Raw genomic sequence first — 20,864 nt, 5'->3', positions numbered from 1 at the left:
TTTACTAAATATACTGATTGACAATCATTTCGTACAACTCCTGCTTGCCGCTAACCTGCTTCGGTTCACCGTTGGTCATCGCGTACGCACGCAGGTCTTCGAGGGTCAGTTTACCCGCTTCGAAATCGGCACCGGCACCGCTATCGTAACTGGCGTACCGCTCGGTACGAAGTTGCTTGTATTTCGATTTGCCAAGAATGGCTTCTGCCGCAATGGCCGCACGGGCAAACGTGTCCATACCGCCGATGTGAGCGATGAAGATATCTTCCAGGTCGGTTGAGTTCCGGCGCGTTTTAGCGTCGAAGTTCACGCCACCTGATTTGATACCGCCCGCTTCCAGAATCACCAGCATGGCCTCGGTCAGCTCATACACATCGACGGGGAACTGGTCGGTATCCCAGCCGTTCTGGTAGTCGCCCCGGTTCGCGTCGATGCTGCCGAGCATGTTATTGTCGGCAGCCACCTGTAGTTCGTGGGCAAAGGTGTGGCTGGCCAGCGTAGCGTGGTTGGTTTCGATGTTCAACTCGAAATCATCCTGCAAGCCGAAGCGGTTCAGGAAGCCAACAACCGTAGCGGCATCAAAATCGTACTGGTGTTTGGTTGGTTCCATCGGCTTTGGCTCAATGTAGAACGCACCGGTGAACCCCTGCTTACGGGCATAATCACGGCTAACTTGCAGGAAACGGCCCAGGTGCTCCTGCTCGCGCTTCATGTTTGTGTTCAGCAGCGACATGTAGCCTTCACGACCACCCCAGAAGGTGTAGCCCCGCCCGCCCAGCTCGATCGTGGCGTCAATGGCGTTTTTCACCTGCCAGGCGCCGTGTGTCAGCACATGGAAATCAGGGTTGGTGCTGGCGCCGTTCATGTAGCGCTCGTGCGAGAACAGATTGGCCGTTCCCCACAGTAATTTCACGCCGCTGGCATCCTGCTTCTGCTTCAGGTAGTCGACCACCTTGCGGAAGTTGGCCTCAAACTCGTGGTTTGAATTACCTTCCGGCGATACGTCGACGTCATGGAAACAATAGTATTCCATGCCGATTTTGGTGATAAATTCAAACGCCGCATCGGCTTTATTGAAAGCCGCGCCCAGCGGGTCATTGCCGGCGCTGGCATCCCACGGAAAATGCTTCACGCCCGGCCCGAAAGGATCAGCACCGGTGCCGCAGAAGGTGTGCCAGTAGGCCACCGCAAACCGGAACAGGTCTTTCATGGGCGTACCCAGGATGGTGCGGTTGGCATCGTAGAATTTAAATGCCAGCGGATTATCGGATTCGCGACCTTCGTAGGCAATCGGAGCAGAAACGAACGGGAAATATGTTTTGTCGCCGAGCGTCAGAGTAGTTTGAGACATAAAAACGTAAATAATAAGTTGGCAGCAGGTTGCCTGCCTTCTAAACACAATTCACTACAGAATCTCTCTTTTATATCATTGCAACATAATATACTATTTTGACCTATTCTGGGCAATTCAGAAATAAATTAGGCCACAATTATACACAACGCACCAGCGATGACTACCGAAGCTTCCCTACTCTTACGTCAGCAGATTGAACGGTTCACGCCACTTAGCGAGGAAGAATGGACGATGTTAACGCCTCACCTGCGGGTTGAAACGATCCAGAAACAGCAGCTTTTTGCTGAGGAGGGAAAGCTGGCCAATGCGGTAGCGTTGGTGCTAGAAGGGTCATTCAGGCAGTTTTATACTACTGATGGCGAGGAAAAAACGACCTATTTTTATTTCGAAAACCATTTTATGAGCGCCTACATGAGTTGCCTTACCAAACTCCCTTCGCGTATGACCATCGAAGCCCTCACCCCGGCCAGGTACGTTGTTTTTCCGTACACGGCCTTAGTGACGCTCTTCGAGCAAAGTATCACCTGGCAAAAGTTCGGGCGGCTCATTGCTGAATACATCGCCATTGGTTTGGAAGATCGGATGGTTGGGCTGCTCACGCAGAGCCCGGAAGAACGGTATCTTGATTTATTGACCAGCAACAAAAAGAAAATTCTGGACCGTATTCCGCAGCATTATATTGCCAATTACCTCGGCATCACGCCCGTAAGCCTCAGCCGGATCCGCAACCGGATCATGCACCGCGACGATGCCTGATCCCGATTCAGGTACGTTGTGGCGGGTAAGCACCCCTGGTCACCACCTGGTTTGCGGAGATTGCATCTGGAAAATAACCATAGAGCCAATGACTATTTGATACAGCAGGCGATTCCCATTTGCCTAACTTAGCCAGCCTATTCCTAAACGCCTTCAAGACCATGATACACCTTTTCTTTACCCGCCTTGCCCTTTTTGCGTTGCTGCTGGTTGTGGCAATCGCCTGTAACAAAGCCCCTTCAGGTAGCGAGGCCGTTACGTATAATCAGTCGCCGGAAACGGGTGTTCGCACGGGTGGTGTCCGCATGATTCCGGTAAAAACGCCGTCAGGTACGTTTACTGTCTGGACGAAGCGCGTGGGCAACAATCCGCGCATGAAGGTGCTGCTGTTGCACGGTGGCCCCGGCGGCAACCATGTACTGTTTGAACCGTTCGAGAGCTACTTTCCCGCCGAAGACATTGAATTCTATTATTACGATCAACTGGGCTCACTCAACAGCGATCACCCCACCGACAGCACGCTCTGGACTACGCCGCGTTTTGTGGAAGAAGTGGAGCAGGTACGTCAGGCGCTGGGGTTGACCAAAGACAATTTTTACCTGCTGGGCCATAGCTGGGGCGGTATTCTGGCCACGGAATACGCGTTGAAATACCAGCAAAACCTGAAAGGACTTATCATCAGCAACATGATGAGCAGTTGCCCTGAATACGGAAAATATGCTGACGAGGTGCTGGCCAAGCAAATGGACCCAAAGGTGCTGGCCGAAATTAAAGCGATCGAAGCCAGGAAAGACTTCGGGAATCCGCGCTACATGGAATTACTGCTACCCAACTTCTACGCTGAACACTTTTGCCGTTTAAAGCCCTTTCCGAACGCATTCGACAGAGCGCTTTCAGGTATAAATAACACGGTATATACCTTGATGCAGGGGCCTTCCGAATTTGGCATTGCCGGCCGCCTTGCCAAATGGGATCGCCGCGCCGATCTGAAGAACATCAACGTACCCACGCTCACCATCGGCGGCAACCACGACACGATGGACCCGAAGCACATGGCCTGGATGGCCACGCAGCTACCCAAAGGCACCAGCCTGATTTGTCCCGACGGCAGCCACTGCAGCATGTGGGACGATCAGCCGCACTATTTCCCCGGCTTGGTGAAGTTCATCAAAGCCGTGGATGCGGGAGAGCAGTAGGGGCAACCCTCGCGGTTGCCCACTTTCGGGCGCAACAGCGACCGCCCGTAGAGCGAGCACAAAAACGGCCCAAACTGCAACGTTCCTTTGGGAAGGACTGTCGTATCATGGGCGGTCGTTATGGCGCCCGAGAGCGGGCAACCGCGAGGGTTGCCCCTACGATTTGGGCCGGGTTATCTGATGCCAACCACCATGGCACGACCGGGCAGGGTGCGATACGTAATAACGCGGCCTTTATGGAGGCCCGCTTGTTGTTGCCAGCCCTGGATTTCGGCAATGGAATAATTACCGGCGGTGCTGGTGAGGCCATAAAACAGATCGGTTGAGCTACCGACAAGCTCGGGCGCGGCCCCCGTTTCGGGGCGGATAAACTCGTTGACAATGTAGATGCCACCCGGTTTCAGGGCGCGGACTACCCGTTTGGCCACATCACGGTTCTGGTCGGGCGTGAAATGGTGCGCCAGGCTCGACATCAGAACAATGTCGTATTGTGCTTCGCCAAAATCGTCGGTAAGGGCGTTGCCGGGTTGATGTTTCACCCGGTCGCCCATGCCGAGGCGGGCCAGCAATGGCGCAGCCTGCTCAATGGCAGCGGGTAAATCAATGATCGTTGACGACAGACCAGCATAACGCTTGCAGAGGGCCACGGAATGCTGACCATGCGACCCGCCAATGTCGAGCATACGGGCCGGTTCGCCGGCTTTAACGGCTTTTGGTACGGGAGTACGGCGGCCAAATTCCTTCGCTTCGCTACCGGAGGCAGCCACCATAGCCTGCTGGTAGTAGTTCCATTGCTGGGCGTCGAGGTGGTCGTGGTAATGAATGCCTTCGCCGGTTTGCAGGTACGTACCCAGCTTATCGAGCCAGGGCCACATAACCCGATTGTTGAACACCAGCATACCGTATACCGACTCAGGCTCGTGTTTGAGGGTCCACTTGCGGGCCATCTTCGTTAGCGTGAACGTACCTGACAGATAGGTGAAGTAGCCCAGCGCGGTGAGCAGGCCCATCAGTTCGCCGGTAGCTTTCGGGTTTAGCCCGCAGGCCAGGGCAATATCGTCGGTAGTATCGTTTCCATCGGCCACCGCGTCGAAAACGCCCTTATCAGCCGCTTCGAGCACCGCTTTACTAATGACAGGCATTATCTGGGCGTGCAGCAACGGCACGGGCACCAGATTGGCCCGTAAAGCGACCCACTCAAGCGGGTTATCGGCGGAGATTTTTAATTGCATGAAATCAGTCTACAGTTTGCTGTTTACAGTTTTCAGTTGCGCTGCCTAGGTTCGCATGGCTGAATTAGCAGCACAACTGAAAACTGTAAACAGCAAACTGTAAACTGATCTTTTACGCTTTCAGCCGGTCTTTCAGGTAGCTCAACGCGCGTTTGTAGGCGTCGGCAGAGGCCGTCTTATCGAAAACGGGGTTGCTTGGGTTCGCAAACCCGTGGCCAGCGTCGTAGCGGACCACTTCGATTTTTTCACCAGCTTTCTTCATGTTTTCTTCAAACGTGTTGACTACCTGCGGATTGATGTTTTGGTCTTTATTACCAAAGATTCCCAGCACGTCGGTATCCAGCGTTTTCAGTTTCTCCGTATCCTGCTCGGGGAAACCGTAATACATGACGCAGCCTTTTGCCTGTTTACCTTCCAGCATGGCCGATTGCAGCGACAGGCTGCCCCCAAAACACCAGCCCACACTGGCGATCTCGGCTTTCGGACCAGCATAGGCAATGGCCCCTTTCATGATCGACGCCAGACGGGCTTTATCAGCGCCCTGCATCAGCTTACCTGCTTCGGCAGGAACGGTAGCCACTTTACCGTCGTACATGTCAACGGCCAGTACGTTCACGTTTTTCAGGTCGTTGTAGAACGTTTCGGCCTGCATCTTGATGTTGTCGTTCAACCCCCACCACTCCTGATACACCAGTAGCCACTTGTCTGATGGTTTCTTCGATTTGAGCAGGAAACCGTTCGCTGTTTTGCCGTCGGGCGTGCTGAAGGTCATCATTTCACCCGCCTTCGACTCGTAATGAAACGGAATCGGGCTGGCATGAAGGGCCTGGAAAGCTGGATCACCAGCGAGTTGTTGCATGCCGGCAACCCCGCACAGGGGAATAGTAGCCGTTGTTTCGGGCTTGTGGTACGACGACCAGAGCGTCAGCACAAACGAAATGATGGAAATAAAGGAAAGCTTCATGAATACATCAATTATGTGTTGGTACATTTAACTAAACCAGAAAAGCGGCAGGGTGGTTTTTCTACCTCACGCCTGCTTCAGGGTAAACATCGTGATTTCGGGCAAAATACCCACTCGGCCAGGGTAACCGATGTAGCCATAGCCTCGGTTCACGTACAGCGTTTGCGGATTTCCGGTGGTTGTTGCCTCCCGATATAAACCAGCCCATTGCCGGTAGAAATACTTCACCGGACTCCATTTGTACTCGCCAAACTCAACGCCAAACTGCGCCCCGTGCGTGTGGCCACTAAAGGTCACGTCGATGTCCGGGTAGTTTGGCCGCACCTCGGCATCCCAGTGCGTAGGATCGTGCGACAGCAGCAGCTTGACCGGATACTCTTCCGCCCCCCTGTATGCCTTGGCCAGGTTACCGGCTTTCAGCGCCGCCGGCCCAAAGCCTAGATTTTGTACGCCAATGATGGCCAGTTTATCGCCGCCCTGCGTCAGAATGTGGTTTTCGTCCATCAGCGGATTCCAGCCCATCAGTTTATGCGCTTTCACCACGTCGAGCACGTTCTGGCGCTGCGCTTCGGCACTAGGCCATTTGACATACGCGCCGTAATCGTGGTTACCAAGCGTCGAGAAAACACCTAGTGGTGCTTTCACCTTATTGAAAATGTCGATGTAATCATTCACCTCATCGGCGCGGCTGTTCACGAGGTCGCCGGTGAAGAACACCAGATCGGGTTTCTCACGAAGGAGCATATCTACGCCGCCTTTCACCGCCGTTTTGTTAAAAAAGCTGCCCGAATGAATATCCGACAGTTGGGCGATGGTCATGCCGTCGAAACTGCGGGGCAGGTTTTTCAGCGGGAGCGTTACGCGGCGAATCCGGTAGTCATGGGCTCCCGAAATGATACCGTACGAAAACGCCACCAATGGAATGGCCCCGGCCACCACGGCCGTTTTCACCAGGAAATCATGGCGCGTAATGGTAGTGTCAGCAGGGGGTACCTCGGTGCCGGGTACGTTGTTGACTGAAGCAGACGATTTGCCGGCAACCAGCGACCAGATCCACTGGAAGAAACGCACGATGTCGTCGATGAACAGGAAAATGACCGTAATAAACTTCGAGAAGTAAGCGATAAAGACCGCAATCGTCAGCATGGTGCGGGTTACACGGCCAATCGAGTCGGCGGGAATCAGTTGCAGGGCGATATACGTACCCAGCGAGAGGAGGGTGAACCCCCAGTAACACCAGGCAACCGTGCGCTGCGTAGCCTCGGGAGAATGTCGGGTAAAGAACTTAAACGCCTGATAGACATACACATCGATCAGTAAAAAAAGCGCAACGACTAAAACGCTTGACAAATTACGGAGCATAGAGAACATACAGGAGTAAGTTGCGCTGATGAGCAACAGACCGTTACTGTGCGGCCATCAACAGCACTTAGTCACTAACGCCTTTTTGGCCGCTATGGTTACAGTCGAGCGGGCGAGTTTTTGGATGGACGTGAATTTAGTGTATTGCTTCGCGTGCGGGCCCTTCGACCAGGCCGGTTTGCCGCCGCGATCCCCGACAGGCTCAGGGCCTACCTAGCGAAGCAATACACTACTTATCAAGCTTACTCCCGCTTTACGAGTACCCGCACCCGACTCACGCGGCCTTTATCATCGGCGCAGGCCACCGTCAGTGCGCCGGGTGTGGGGGTGAAAAAGATCGTTTCGGTCGGTTTAGCCGCACGATACAGTTTATCGTTCAGGTACCAGTATACCCGCTGCACATCATTTGCTGCCTGACAAGTCAGCGCCAGATCGGCCGGTTCTTTGGGGTTGATGAAGTACTCGCTGTGCTGATTCAGGCTGGTGATCAAGGGAGCCACACCGGTGCCAAACACACGCTCGCAAGCCGGGTTATGGGGCGGAATAGCCGCGTAGGGCCGATGACTGGCCGCATACCAGGCCACCACCTCCGGGGCCAGGTTCGGATAGAGCCGGGCCACCGGGCGCGATAGGCTATCGGTAGCTGTGGGTCGGCAATGCGCACAGTACGACAACGTTTGGGCGGGGTTTGTCCAGACCACGGTTTGATGCTGACACCGGCTGGCCCGCGATACGCCCATGATGTAATAATCGACCGATCGGCCTTCGCAGGTACGTTCGGGGACCTCTCCGCTTTCGGGGCAAACCTGTCGCGAGGCCAGCTTCCCGCCCACTGGTGGCCTGAACCAGCCCGTCGGCGTGTTGTAATCGATGGCATTGAACACCTGAAACAGTAGCGGCGTGGCTGTATTGGCGCCGCTCAGGTCCGGCACGCCAACGCCCGAGAAATTACCGACCCACACACCTACCGTATAATGCCGATTGTAGCCAATGCTCCAGGCATCGCGCCGCCCATACGATGTACCCGTTTTCCAGGCAATGCGTGGTAGCCGGTAGCTGTTGTCGAAATTATTGGGCAGGTCGGGTCGGGTGATCTGGGTCAGCGTGTTGGTTACCAGAAAGGCGGCTTCGGGAGAAAAAATGAGGGACGAAAGACGAGAGGGAGAAACGCTGCGTTCGGCAGACGGGTCTACAGAAACAAATCTTACGGGTCGAATTGCACCGCCGTTGGCAAAGGCAGTATAGGCTTGTGTCAGCTCTTCCAGCGTGACGCCACAACCGCCCAGAATCATAGACAGACCAAGGTCATCGGCCTTTTTCTGTACCGTTCGGAATCCGGCCTGGCGCAGCGTACCGACAAAACCGGGGGTCGACACATCGCGCAGGAGTTTTACGGCGGGGATGTTCAGCGAATTGGCCAGCGCGAACTCAGCCGTGACAGGGCCGTTGAAATGCCGGTCATAGTTGTCGGGTTCATAACCGCCAAAATTCGTGGGTACGTCGTTCAGTCTGGCTTTGGGCGTAATCAGTCCCCGATCAAATGCCAGGGCATAGAGCAATGGTTTCAATGCACTGCCCGGCGACCGGACCGCCTGCACCCCGTCGACCTGCCCACCATCGAACGTATTGGCAAAATCAGCCGAACCGACGTAGGCTTCAACCGCCCCGGTTTGGTTGTTAATCACCAGCACGGCTGCATTGTGAATGTTCTGTGCCCGCACCCGGTCAACGTATTGGCGCACCAGCCGTTCGGTTGCCGCCTGTACGCCAGGCTGTATCGTGCTGACGATGATGGGCGCGTCGGGTTGTTCCGTTCGCAGGCGCAGGCTCAGGTGTGGAGCCTGGTTGGGAGCGGGCCGACGTCGGGCGTCGAGGGGTTCGTTCAGGGCATCCTGCACGGCTTTTCCGTCGAACGTACCCGACTTGGCGAACCGGCGTAGCCAGGCATTTCGCGCCTGTACAATAGCGGCGTTGTTGTCGCCCAACCGTAAACTCGATGGCCGGTTAGGAATGATAGCCAGCGTGGTCATTTCGGCCAGGCTGAGCAGTTGCGGCGGTTTTCCAAAGAAGATCAGCGACGCCGATTTGATGCCTTCAACATTGCCGCCGTAGGGAATCAGGTTCAGGTACAGTTGCAGAATCTCGCTTTTGCTCAGATGCGCTTCCAGTTGTACTGCCCGCCCCACTTCGATCAGTTTGCTCAGGTACGTTCGTGGGCGCGGCTCGAGCAGTCGAACCACCTGCATGGTGATCGTCGATGCGCCCGAGGTCCGGCGTCCCGACAGCAGATTGTTGCCCATCGCCCGCCCCATCGCCACAGGATTCAGGCCGGGATGCCAGTAAAACCAGCGGTCTTCTTTCTGGATGATAGCTTGCCGAAGCCGGGGCGTAATCTCATCGAGTGTGGCGTACATCCGCCATTTGTCATTCCGGTTCAGGAACGCATGGAGTGTAGTGCCATCGGCAGCCGTGACCAGCGTGGAATAGGCGACGCGCGTTGGCGGCGGAAACAGCCGGTCGAGCACGAAAAGCAGCAGCAACGTCCCTAGCAGCAGTTTCGGCCAGCGATGGCGCTGCACGTAAGCAACAAGGCGACGATGGTCAGAAAAGCGGTCGCGGTGAGTCACGCACAGGTAGGGTCAAACAAAGTTTGTCTACGGCTTTCGCGCATCGAGCACAGCCTGTAGTTTTTCAGCAAACTCCTTGTCGTTTGGCGGGGCGAAGATGTAACTATGCTCACCAGGTACGTCGTGGACATGCACGCCTTTCAGCGCAAAATCACGCCAGCCATAATAATCGTAGTCGTCCATATAGAACGTCTGGATAGTAGCCCGAAACAGATGCACCGCCACGTTGGCCGGTTGCAGCTGAAATTGATCCAGCGCTACGTCATTGATCGCCTCGATTTTGAACGTTGTGTCCAGAATAGCCTCCTGCTGTTGCGCCTGCCCGAACTTCAACTGCCAGTACGCCCGAATGGCCATCCGTAACACCACATGGTCGGGGCGAAAACTCGATTTTAACCACCAGTATTTCTTGATCAGCCGCCGGTCGATCGACTGCATTTTGTACGAAACACCCTGCCAGCGATGTTTTTCCAGCAACGACATCGTGTGCGTTACTTTATTGGTAAACAGCTGCATCTGCTGTTTCTTCCGTTGCCACCATGGGTTATTGTGACCAGCATCATACGCATAGGCATCAAATAACGCGACCAGGCCGACCTCACGCCCCTGTTCAACCAGTTGCCGGGCCATTTCGAAAGCTACGATCCCCCCAAAGGAGAAGCCACTCAGTGAATAAGGGCCCTTCGGATTATGCTTTACAATTTCTTCCACATAGTACGCCGCCATTTCTCTGATGCTCCGGAAAGGCTCATCAATTCCATTCAAGCCCCGCGCCTGTAGGCCATAAACCGGTTGGTCGGGATGAAGATTTTGCGCTACGGCGTTGAACAACAGCACATTCAAACCCGCCCCATGAACGATATACAGCGGTTGACGTGTGCCGGTAGGCTTGATCGGAACCAGCGACTCCCACGAGACAGGTTTATCCTGTTCGCGAATCAGTTCGGCCAGCGCCCGAACAGTGGGGTATTCAAACAACGTAGCCAGCGGTAACCGGCGACCCGTCTGTTTCTCCAGTCGTGCCATCACCTGGACGGCAATGAGCGAGTGGCCACCCAGTTCAAAGAAATTATCGTCGAGGCCGATAGTATCTATCCCCAGCACAGCTTCCCAAAGCCTTATCAACTGCTCTTCTTCGGGTGTGGCAGGTCGGTTGCTCTGTTCAGGCGGTGTTTCCTTTACCAGTTCCGCCCGGTTAGTCGACGGGGCAGGTAAGGCATTCCGATCAATCTTACCGTTGGCCGTAACCGGGAAACGGGGAAGCAGCACAAATTCGCTCGGCACCATATAATCGGGGAGCGACTCAGCCGCCTGCTTCCGCCACGTCCGAACGGGTTCGCTAGCCACCGTAGCAGCTCCTTTGACGGCAAAACCGCCAGCGGGTTCCTTTTCAGGCACCACGTAAGCTACCAGCCGCCGGTCGCCCGATTGCTCTTCGCGGGCCAGCACAATGGCTTCCTTGATACCGGCGACCTTAACCAGTGTGTGTTCGATTTCGCCCAGCTCGATCCGAAAACCCCGGATTTTCACTTGCTGATCGATACGACCCATGTACAGAATATCGGCGGTTTCGGGGGTTCCCCCGTTCAGGTAACGACCCAGGTCGCCCGTCCGGTAAAGCTTTTCGGGTGTAGCCGAAAACGGATTGTCAATGAATTTCTCAGCCGTTAGTTCAGGCTGGTTCAGGTAAACGCCCGATACCCCCTCTCCCGCAATGCAAATTTCGCCCGGCTGCCCATCGGCCGCCTGTTTACCAGTTTCGTCGACAATATAGATGCGGGTATTGGCAATGGCCCGGCCAATGGTAATGCGCTCATCGGTCGGCAAAATTTGCTTACCCGTGGCGTAGATCGTTGTTTCAGTGGGGCCGTAGTAGTTCCAGAGTTCGCGGCAGGTACTCATCAGCGTTTTGGCCAGGTCCATTGGCAGCGCCTCGGCACACGAAATGACTCGCAGGTTGTTGTGCCCGTGCCAGCCCGCCTCCATCAACAGCCGGAAAGTAGCCGGCGTAGTTTGAATAAACGTGATGGATCTGTCGCTTAATACCCGAGCCAGCACTTCGCCATTACGCGCCGTAGCCGGGTCGATCAGCAACAGTTCGGCCCCCACGATCAATGGGGTATAGATCTCTACAACCGCCAGATCGAAGGCGATGGTGGCCAAGGCAATGGTTTTATCGGCCGCCGTTAATCCTGGCTCCCGCGCCACACTGAACAGCGCATTGGAAACACTATGATGCCGGATAAGGGCACCCTTAGGTCGCCCGGTCGTTCCCGACGTGTAAAGGATGTAGGCAATATCCTGACCAGTCGGTTGCTGGTCAGGGGCTGTCTGTGGATACTGATCCAGGGTTGGCCAGAGCGTTTCCACCAGCAGTTCATGCACATTCGGCAGGCTCAAACGCCCCTGGTGCGCCTGCGAGGTGAGCAATACCGTACAACCGGCATCTGTCAGAATGTATGTCAGCCGGTCGGCGGGGTGTTGCGGATCAACAGGTACATAGGTGCCCCCCGCTTTCATAATACCCAGCATACCCACCACCATGGCCAGCGACCGATCAACGGCCAGCCCCACGCGGTCGCCGGGCCGTACGCCCTGTGCCCGTAGTGCATGTGCTACCTGATTGGCCTGCCTATCCAGTTCACGGTACGTTAACGCCTGCTCTTTGAACCGAATGGCGACCTTGTCCGGAAACTGATCGGCCGTTTCGGCAATGAGCGTTGTCAGGGCTTTTTCGCGGGGATACGGCCAGACGTTCGGCGCTTTTGTCGGCTCAGGTACGCTGATCGGGTCCGTTTCAACGCGGTTTACTTCGGCGAACGGAACCTCTGGCTGCCGGGTAACCGCCTGCAACAGCTCCACAAACGACTGGTTGAAACCCTCGATCGTTTCGGGCTTGAACAAGTGTTTATTGTATGACCACTCCAGTACCAGCGACTGTTCTGACCCGGTGGCGTTGAGCGACAGCTCGAAGTTTTCGTAGGCGCGCGGGTTACTGATCAGCTGGTGGTGTAGATCCAGAAAGTCAACGCCTTCGTCGAGCCCCATATCGAGGTTGAATACAACGGGCACCAGGGCAATACGCGACGGATCACGGGTAATGGGCAATTTCCGAAGTAAGCTACCAAATGTCAGCTGCTGGTGTTCATAGGCATCCATCAGCTCAACGCGCCGCTTTTTCAGGTACGTTGTAAACGACTGACTGGCCGTATACTGGCTACGCAGTGGAAGCAAACTGACACAGTGCCCAACCAACCCGTATCGATCCGCCACCAGTTGACCTGCTGCCGGTAACCCCAACACCAGATCATCCTGCTGAGTCAGCTGATGGAGCCATACTTCAAACGCCGCCATCAACGTACCTACGAAACTACTGCCCGCCCGAACACCTACTTTTTTCAGGGCGCTGGCGAGCGCTTCGTCAACCACAAAATCGGCCCGGCGGCTGGCAAACGTGCGCGGCACAGGGCGGGGCACGTCGGTCGGTACGGTCAGGGTTGGGATCGTTCCCTCGAACTGACCCAGCCAATAGGCTTCGCTTTGCCGGTAGGTCTCGCTCTTTAGAAAGGCCTGCTGATCAATAGCGTACTGGCTTAACTGGGGCGCGGCGGGCAGCATCGGCGAAAAGCCCTGCGCGTAAGCCGTGTAGAGTTTACCTACATCCTGTAGCAGAATACCCGTTGACCAGCCATCACAGATGATGTGGTGGGCAGTCAGGGTAAAATGCCAGTCTGTCTCCGACAGTTTTATCAGGGTCGCTTTGGCAAGCGGTCCAGCCTGTAGATCAAATAGGTATTGTGCATCCTGTTCAACGCATTCGGCTACTGTTTCAACCTGTATGCCTGCGCTTTGGTCAGCTACGTCACGAATAATGAGATTGATCGTCAGCTCGTCAGACACGCACATCTGCAGGCCATTAGCACTAAATGTAGTACGTAAGGCCTCGTGGCGGCGCACCAAGCCGCCCCAGGCTTCGATAAAAGCATCCGTTTTTAGAGGGCCTGTTAACCGAAGTGAGATAGATTCGTTATAAGCACGGCTGGCTTCGTCTCCACCCAACTGGCAGGCAGTCCAAATTTCGATTTGAGGTTGAGTAGTGGGTACTACCCTGGCCAATTGCGGGCCAGCAAATGGGTCGAAATCCGGGGCCGTTAGATGAGACGAGGTAGTAGTTTCGCGCATTTTTTCTCTGTTTGCATTGAGCAATAGCTGATTACCAGGCGGCCTTTCTGCCACAAAAATCAGACCACCGGGGCCATACAAAACCCTGAGGCCCCAGGTCTTGTACACCACGTGTGGTTAGTAAAGATAAGCAGTTAGGTTGAAAAGAAGTGTAGTTGAACGCCCGCCAATACACACATCGGCTAAAATTGTGGCGTTAAGGCAGGCCATTTTAGAAGAAATTTACTACTCGTTGCTGCCGACTAATCAATTTCTCCCTTAGCTTACCTGAACTACCAGTTAAAGACGTTAAACTGATCATCTTTTCACTTGTAAGCCACATCCATGATTAAAAAGTTACTTAGAAGGTCATTATCAATTGTATCATCCATTCGAAACAGGCAGGTCGATCGGCACTTGACCCAAACAGGCATTCGCCTGCTGACAAAAGAGCAAACGATAGCGCTGTTGCGCTCGTATAAACAACTGGTGTTGCCCGCCACGCAGGTTAAACTGCCTGCGGTACATAAGCTGACGTCTCCCGATACTATCATTCTTCCACCCACCGACACGTTCACGAACCCTTCGTTTGTCTGGTCAGTAGACCAACAGGCAGGCGCTATAACCCTTCTCCCGTATGGAGGCATTAAACTAGGTAATGACGTACTCTGTACCGATTATGACACAGATGGGTACTATAAAGACTTTTTCGATCGCCCAGGCCAGACAATTCGGCCAGCAGACCTGCTCATTGCCCCATGGAGTCAGTATTTAGACGGCGCCAGGTTTGGCGGTTACTATGATTTTGTCTTATTGGTAGCGGCTAAACTGGCCCGGGTGAAAGAAGCTATACCAGCCACTGACTTTTCCATCGCTACGGTTGCCTATCCACTCTTTAACACATCTTATGAAAAAGAGTATCTGGAACTACTTGGTTTACAGGCTAATCAGGTAGTCGATAGTCGCACCCACGCCGTTACCCCTGCCCGCTGTATACTGGGCAATAGTGGCCATTGGTTTTACCCCAACCCGGCTGATATTTTCACGCTGAAGAAGCAAATCAGCGAAAAAATAAATCTCCCGGCCTTACCGGCACAGCGCCTGTACATCAGCCGGTCGGGTCGTCGCCGGGTTACCAATGAAGCGGACCTGATTCAGTTGTTGAAACGGTTTGATTTTGTGGTTATCGAGGATAAGCCACGGTCGGTTATCGAACAGATTGCGATCTATAAACGTGCCTCATTTATCATAGGGCCTCACGGTGCTTCGTTTAGCAATATCATCTGGAGTGAACCTGGAACGCAGTTGCTCGAACTATTTTCTCCTAATTATACGCCCAACTTCTTTCAGCACATGGCCAGTCTGCTGGACCTTCGCTATACGGCTTACACCAATGGCAAACCGGCCCGTAGTCGGGGGGTAATTGACGCCTTGGAAGAAGACATTACCGTATCGATACCCGAGATTGAGCGCTACCTGACCGAATTGCTTTAACCGGTACCAGCCAGTTAGCGGTTGGTGCGTTGCAGTTTATGCCTGGGCTGACTTGGTAGCTCGGCCATATCGGCCTTACTGGTTTTCTCCAGGTAATCGCCGCCAACCCTGTTTAGTACGGTCAGAATAGGTTGTTGGGTTACCCGCTCATATAGGCCCAGGAGTTGCTTTTCGGTTCGGCCCCAGGCAGCGTTGGCGTCAATGACTAGCAGCGATAACGCGCTCTGTTTCATCATATACACCGGAATCTGGTGATTGATGAGCGAAGGTAACTCAAGGAGTATACGGTCGAACTGGGTGGCGTCGAACGCCATGTCATGATCGAGCAGATACTCTATACTGGTCACGTTCATAAAGTCGGGCCTGACCGTGTAGGGTAGGTACGTTACCCCGAGTTTATCTTCCCGTTGTTCATTACCCGTTTCGCGAGGATAACAGCAGGCAACGCGCAAATCTGCTTCGGCATAGAGCCGAAGCAACCCGTTGGTCACCCAGTTTTTACCCTGTTCCGGCCGAACGCTGAACAAGGTTATAATGGGGGGAAACGGTTTATTGGTTACCTGAGCCAGTTCGATATTGATCGCATTCAACAACTGCTCAAACATACTCCGGGCCGCTCGAGTCGTTTTGGAGAAAGCGAGTGGGTTTTTTACCGTCGGGAACATGGCTGCCACCGGCCGGCCAATCAGCTCTTCGGCCTGTTCAGGCGATTTGATCCGCTTGTCGAGCCAGAACCGGAGCGCCATCAGCAGCAGGGCAATGAACACCCCTACGCCGATACCCACTATGACCAGTTGTTTCCGTTTAGAGGCGAGGGGGGACGGAGGAAAGTTAGGGGCATCGAGCACTTCCAGCGTTCCGCCTACCGATACATCCTGCTGCCGGACCCGCGATTGATCGACCTGATCGAGCAGATCCGTGTACTCTTTCTCAGCCAGTGCCAGGTTACGGTTCAACTGCCGGAGCTGAGAGCCTAGTGGGCTGTATTCGTTCGTTTTAGCCTGATACTCCTGAATCCGATTTTCGTATAGCTCCAGCTTGGCTGATGATTCTTCATATTCCAGCGATTTGGCCAGGCGGTCGGCTGCCAGCGTTTGCTGGGGCAGCGCATCGGAGTTATCGCTGATAGCATCGTATTTCTGAGCGCTGGCTTTCAATTCTTCCGTTGCCTGATTAACGGTCGCCTGCAACCGGGCAATAGCGGCTTTGGGCTGGTTATAAGCGCGGGCATTGGCCAACTGGTTTTCGGCTTCGCTTAGTTTCCGCTGTTTCGCATTCAGTTCAGCACTAGCCAATTGTACGCCACTCTGTGCGCCAGACCGTTTGCTAAGGGCATCCAAGGCTGCCTTCGCTCCGTTTCGCCGCATTTTTTCCTGATTGTACTCGCTGATCAATGCCTCGCGTGACGCCGCCACGTTGCGGGCTTCCTCGTCATAGTCCAGCACACGATGGGTCGTACTAAATGCCCGAAGCGCTCCTTCTGCGTTATCGAGGCGCAGTTTAGACTCCTTTAATTTTTTCTCGTAGAAGCCAACTACCGTCTTCGTTTCCGACGTTTTAAAGTACGTATTCCGCTTGTTCAATGCGTCGATAGCATAGACTAACGTGCGTTGAGCCACCGCCGGATCATTGGTCTCATACTCCATCATTAACACGTCGTTCGTGTTTTTCCGGGGCGACGCCTTCAGTTTTTCGCCGATTTTCGAGATGGAGTAATAGCTGTCCGAATTGAGCAATAAACTTTTTATCGGGTTGGCCGTAGGCAATTTAGCGAGGCTATCCAACGCCAGACGCAGCACTGAATCACCAGCCATGATGGGCAATTGCTCCCTGACTTGATTAGGAACAGCCATTTGTAGCTTCTGGAACCCGTCTGCTCCCAGCACAAGGCTGTCTGGCTGCTCAAGCAATAGGTGATCAGTCAGTAAGCTGACACTTACCTGCAACATGGTCTCTTTCGATCCGAGTGTCGATAGCAGATTGTCGAAGGCACTCGTCGACCGGTCCATCGACGCCGACAGTTTATCCGTCAGCAGGTTATAGCCCGATGCCAGACCCGTGTACAGCGTAGCTTCTGATTTATATGTTTTAGGCTCGTTACGGGTCAGGTAATAGGCCGTGGCTGCCGTAACAAGCGGAATCAGCACAAACCAGATGACATGCTGTTTCAGAAGGCGCAGAAAAACGTCAAGCTTCATTCGGTGTCGTTAAATGCGTTTCAATCGCTGAATGGGTACGCCCATCAGGGCTTCAAAAAAATGAACATTTTTAAGAAAATCACCTTTCACCTGTTCTGATATGGCCCGGGTCTGCACATACTGCGTGGTGATACTTGCCATGGTGGTAGCGTTAATACGGCCTTTCTGTAAATCCAGTTCAGCCAGGCGGTACGCAGTCAGTGAAGCCTGCTCATCAATCAGTCTGATTTTAAGCATTTGTTGTGCCGTAATCATATCCTGATAGATCGTGATCAGCTGCTGTTTCAATTGCAGCTCAAGTACGTCGCGTTGCAATTCAGCCGCGCGCTGGTTCGATTTAGCCTGGTTGATCTGATGTTTCCGACCAAACAGATCATACAATGAAATTCGGGCATCGATGCCGACCCGGTAGCCGTTGGCGATCTGCCCTAATGAATTGGTCTGGTCGGGTATACCTGTAGTGACCAACGACTGATTCCCCCATGAATAGTTGGCAAACCCATTCAGGTTTTGGAAAATCTGCGTTTTAGCAATATTTGTGCCTGACTCCGCCACATTGACCAGCGCCTGTTGATATTTAACCAGGGGCGAATAGGCCATAGCCACTTTCAACAACTGATCGAAGGGCAATAGTTGAACAGCGACATCCTGATTCACATCCAGATATAAGGTATCACCAGGCAACCCTGCCGATCGGCCAAAGGCAACCATACCACGCGCTCCGGTATTCTGAGCAGTTGCTGACAGTGTCTGAAACAGGCCTGCACCGACAACGAATAAACGTACTATACGAGAAAGAACCACAAGTTTATACAGGCGATTGAACGATGAGACGCGTGAACGTATCACTAAAGTTACGCAACCAACCGGGCAGTTGCTTCACTTACATGAGTTTCCTTTTGACTGGAATTGACAGTGTATGTCACGTGATGCCCTGTGAGGCTCGTCGTCGGGGCATCCTCACGTCGGACGCACCCGCGTAGGGCGTTTACAAACTACTGGTACTGCTTACATAATTAGCCGATCTGTGTTGTCGACGCAGCCGAAAGTGTATCGGTGGTCTGAGCAGTCCGGGCGGCTTTCTCCCAGATACCCGAGATTCCTCCCCGCCAAAAGCGTACCAAACCAAGTAATACACATGTGTTCATAAATACAAAATAGAAGGGTACGAAGGCCGGTTTCCAACGAGTTTGCCGGTCTTCGTTCCGGTAACCGAGGTAGGCAAGGCCATAGAAGAGCACCTGGCCGGCCAGCAAGATCCCCCAGAAAGCAACCGCACCCAGCGACGACGTACCTGATAGCGTGTGCAGGACCAGTATTAGCAGGTTGAGTACAAAAAGGAGAGGCAGGCAAAATGGCGTAACAGCCCAGCGCAATACCCGGTGAGATACGTACTGGAAACTCAACCAGCCATACCGAAATATATTCAACAGGCTCGTTAATCGTTGCATTGACTGAAACCCGCCCGTGGCAATGCGCACTTTGCGCTTCTGCTCTTCCCGTATCGATGGCGACGGGCGTTCCAGCGCATACGCTTCCGGTTCATACTCAACCCGAAATCCACGGGCGGCAATACGGAGAGAAATCATGAAATCGTCGAGCAGCGTATCTGCCTCAACGGGTTCATACAGCTCTGTACGAATCGCAAAAAGCTCGCCAGCCGCCCCTACGATCGTGTGTAGCTCCGCATCAAAACGTTTCAACAACGATTCATAGCGCCAGTAGAGCCCCTCGCCACTACCTGTTGCGGCTTCAGCCGATTCCAATTGAATACGTTTCTCGCCAGTAACAGCGCCAACACCCGGCCCGTCAAACTTTCTGACCAACCGACTAACCGCGTCCAGGTTCAGCGTTGTATTGGCGTCTGTAAAGATGACCAGCGGGGTACGTACCTGCCGCATCGCATTATTCATGGCCTCGATCTTGCCTAAACGCTGCTTGCCCGAAAGCACCGACAGGTTGGGTACGTTCTGTTGTTGCGCAGCCAGCCATTCTGCCGACCCATCTGTTGATCCTTCGACAACGAAAAGCAGATGTAACCGATCTGCCGGATAATGCTGAGCCAGGCAGTTGGCCAGCTTGGCGGGCAGGCAATCGAGCTCATTATACGCAGGGACAACCACGGTAACCTGCACAGGGTCACCCGCTGGCGGTACTATATGTTGGCCAATTCCGAGTAGGCGGCGCACCTTCACCAGCGTGTAAAGTACCAGCCCATACCCCACGTATGTATACACAACGAGGGCCATTAGCAGCCAGAAGAACAGGACTAAAAACATAGACAAAGCGGGCTCGCTGTTATACATTCTCCTGCTGCCACAAGCTGAAAAATGTTTTATAGATGATCTGCATATCCTTCATGAACGAGAAGGTTTCGACATACTGGATATCCAGATCGATACGTTCCTGCTCATCCATGCGGTTTTCGCCCCGGGCCCGCTTTTCGACCTGCCAAAGGCCAGTCAAGCCAGAGGGGCCGGCAAATCGCTTAACAGCCTGATCAGTAGTTAGTTTTTCGGCTTCGTAGACCGGCAACGGCCGGTTGCCTACAATTGACATATCGCCAAGCAGTATGTTTATCAGCTGAGGCAACTCATCTATACTGCTGTTACGCAAGAAGTTACCCAGCCGGGTAATGCGTGGATCGTTACGAAACTTCACAAAGGCGGCGCCTTTTTCACCGCGCCTTAGATACGTGCGCTCGCAGACGAACCGGTCCTGATCAAACAGTTTCCGCTGGCATGACGACGCCATCAGGGCGCATTCTTCACATAAACCATGTTCATACGAGTCGTCATCGGCCTCTTCTGAACGTTGGTTATACATATTATTTTCCGAGGCCATCTGCTTAAGCATTCGGTCTGCTTCAACGCGCATAGTCCGAAACTTGATCATATCAAATACCCGGTAATTGGCCCCTACCCGCTTCGATTTGTAAAAAACAGGTCCTTTTGAGTCTAGTTTGATCAGGAGGGCTACCAGCAGCATCAGTGGGCTGAACACGATGATTGCCTGCAATGAAGCGGCAATGTCTATTGCCCGTTTCCAGGTGGGTAGCGTGAAATGAAAATTGGTCTGCTGCACCTGCGTATCGGGCTGGGCAGATACCCGACGCATGAGTGTCAGAAAAAACTGAATGCGTTTTTCAAGCTGCGTTTCGTCCGACAGGGTTAGCAGATCAGTAACGCCAGCCTGGATGGCTAGTTGTGTAGCTTCGTCAGACGACTTTTTACAGAGCATCAGGATGGGCACACTATTATGTAGTGTGGTAGCCCGCAAAGCGGCCAGCGACTCGACTGTGCTCTGGTTCTCGTTAACAATAATCAGCGCTGCAGATTGTCTGTCCCGCATCCAGGCAATAGCATCATCAATGCGCTGATACCACCGGATTAAATAAGACGAATCAATTAAAGCAGATATCTGACTGAATACGGCTTCTTCTTTTTCAACCAACACCAGGCAGGTGGCCGTTTGCCGGTTTATTTCCGCTCGTATCATAGGGCGAGGAGACTAGCTTTAA

Annotated in this window: 13 protein-coding genes; 3 read left to right on the top strand and 10 right to left on the bottom strand. The window is 53.7% G+C overall.

Annotation, left to right across the window (positions count from 1 at the left end):
* Nucleotides 1–4 precede the first annotated feature (4 nt).
* Nucleotides 5–1,351: a xylose isomerase gene (xylA, locus tag ACAW75_RS21305; RefSeq protein WP_370730778.1), complete on the bottom strand. Its 1,347-nt coding sequence runs from the start codon at nt 1,349–1,351 to the stop codon at nt 5–7.
* A 159-nt stretch (nt 1,352–1,510) separates the two neighbouring features.
* Between xylA and ACAW75_RS21300 the strand changes: the two genes are divergently transcribed.
* Nucleotides 1,511–2,110, top strand: coding sequence for a Crp/Fnr family transcriptional regulator (locus ACAW75_RS21300; RefSeq protein WP_370730777.1), 600 nt, complete (start codon nt 1,511–1,513; stop codon nt 2,108–2,110).
* Nucleotides 2,111–2,271: 161 nt separating this feature from the next.
* Nucleotides 2,272–3,306, top strand: coding sequence for a proline iminopeptidase-family hydrolase (locus tag ACAW75_RS21295; protein WP_370730776.1), 1,035 nt, complete (start codon nt 2,272–2,274; stop codon nt 3,304–3,306).
* A 173-nt stretch (nt 3,307–3,479) separates the two neighbouring features.
* On the opposite strand, the gene ACAW75_RS21290 is transcribed toward ACAW75_RS21295, so the two are convergent.
* The 5 genes from ACAW75_RS21290 to ACAW75_RS21270 all read right to left on the bottom strand — a co-directional run bounded on the left by ACAW75_RS21290 (nt 3,480) and on the right by ACAW75_RS21270 (nt 13,673).
* Nucleotides 3,480–4,538, bottom strand: coding sequence for a methyltransferase (locus ACAW75_RS21290; RefSeq protein WP_370730775.1), 1,059 nt, complete (start codon nt 4,536–4,538; stop codon nt 3,480–3,482).
* A 112-nt stretch (nt 4,539–4,650) separates the two neighbouring features.
* Nucleotides 4,651–5,502 carry a dienelactone hydrolase family protein gene (locus ACAW75_RS21285; protein ID WP_370730774.1) on the bottom strand — a complete coding sequence of 284 codons (852 nt, stop codon included), beginning with the start codon at nt 5,500–5,502 and terminating at the stop codon, nt 4,651–4,653.
* Nucleotides 5,503–5,568: 66 nt separating this feature from the next.
* Nucleotides 5,569–6,864, bottom strand: a complete 1,296-nt coding sequence (locus tag ACAW75_RS21280; protein ID WP_370730773.1) for a metallophosphoesterase — start codon at nt 6,862–6,864, stop codon at nt 5,569–5,571.
* Nucleotides 6,865–7,106: 242 nt separating this feature from the next.
* On the bottom strand, nt 7,107–9,491 hold the full coding sequence (gene pbpC / locus ACAW75_RS21275; protein WP_370730772.1) for a penicillin-binding protein 1C: 2,385 nt from the start codon (nt 9,489–9,491) through the stop codon (nt 7,107–7,109).
* A 27-nt stretch (nt 9,492–9,518) separates the two neighbouring features.
* Nucleotides 9,519–13,673 (bottom strand): non-ribosomal peptide synthetase, encoded by a 4,155-nt coding sequence (locus ACAW75_RS21270; RefSeq protein ID WP_370730771.1) that lies wholly within the window; start codon nt 13,671–13,673, stop codon nt 9,519–9,521.
* Between the two features lie 324 nt (nt 13,674–13,997).
* Between ACAW75_RS21270 and ACAW75_RS21265 the strand changes: the two genes are divergently transcribed.
* Nucleotides 13,998–15,146, top strand: a complete 1,149-nt coding sequence (locus ACAW75_RS21265; RefSeq protein WP_370730770.1) for a glycosyltransferase family 61 protein — start codon at nt 13,998–14,000, stop codon at nt 15,144–15,146.
* Between the two features lie 14 nt (nt 15,147–15,160).
* Here the strand turns inward: ACAW75_RS21265 and ACAW75_RS21260 are convergent, their stop codons facing one another.
* The 4 genes from ACAW75_RS21260 to ACAW75_RS21245 form a co-directional block, all read right to left on the bottom strand.
* On the bottom strand, nt 15,161–17,344 hold the full coding sequence (locus ACAW75_RS21260; protein WP_370730769.1) for a GumC family protein: 2,184 nt from the start codon (nt 17,342–17,344) through the stop codon (nt 15,161–15,163).
* 9 nt (nt 17,345–17,353) lie between these two features.
* Entirely contained in the window at nt 17,354–18,148 is a 795-nt protein-coding gene (locus tag ACAW75_RS21255) for a TolC family protein (protein WP_370730768.1), read from the bottom strand.
* Nucleotides 18,149–18,360: 212 nt separating this feature from the next.
* Nucleotides 18,361–19,623, bottom strand: coding sequence for a glycosyltransferase family 2 protein (locus tag ACAW75_RS21250; RefSeq protein ID WP_370730767.1), 1,263 nt, complete (start codon nt 19,621–19,623; stop codon nt 18,361–18,363).
* A 19-nt stretch (nt 19,624–19,642) separates the two neighbouring features.
* Nucleotides 19,643–20,842, bottom strand: coding sequence for a sugar transferase (locus ACAW75_RS21245; protein WP_370730766.1), 1,200 nt, complete (start codon nt 20,840–20,842; stop codon nt 19,643–19,645).
* Between the last annotated feature and the right edge of the window lie 22 nt (nt 20,843–20,864).

The organism is Fibrella arboris (assembly GCF_041321095.1).
In the GTDB taxonomy this organism is placed as follows: domain Bacteria; phylum Bacteroidota; class Bacteroidia; order Cytophagales; family Spirosomataceae; genus Fibrella; species Fibrella arboris.
This window is presented reverse-complemented; position numbering and strand designations above follow the sequence as displayed.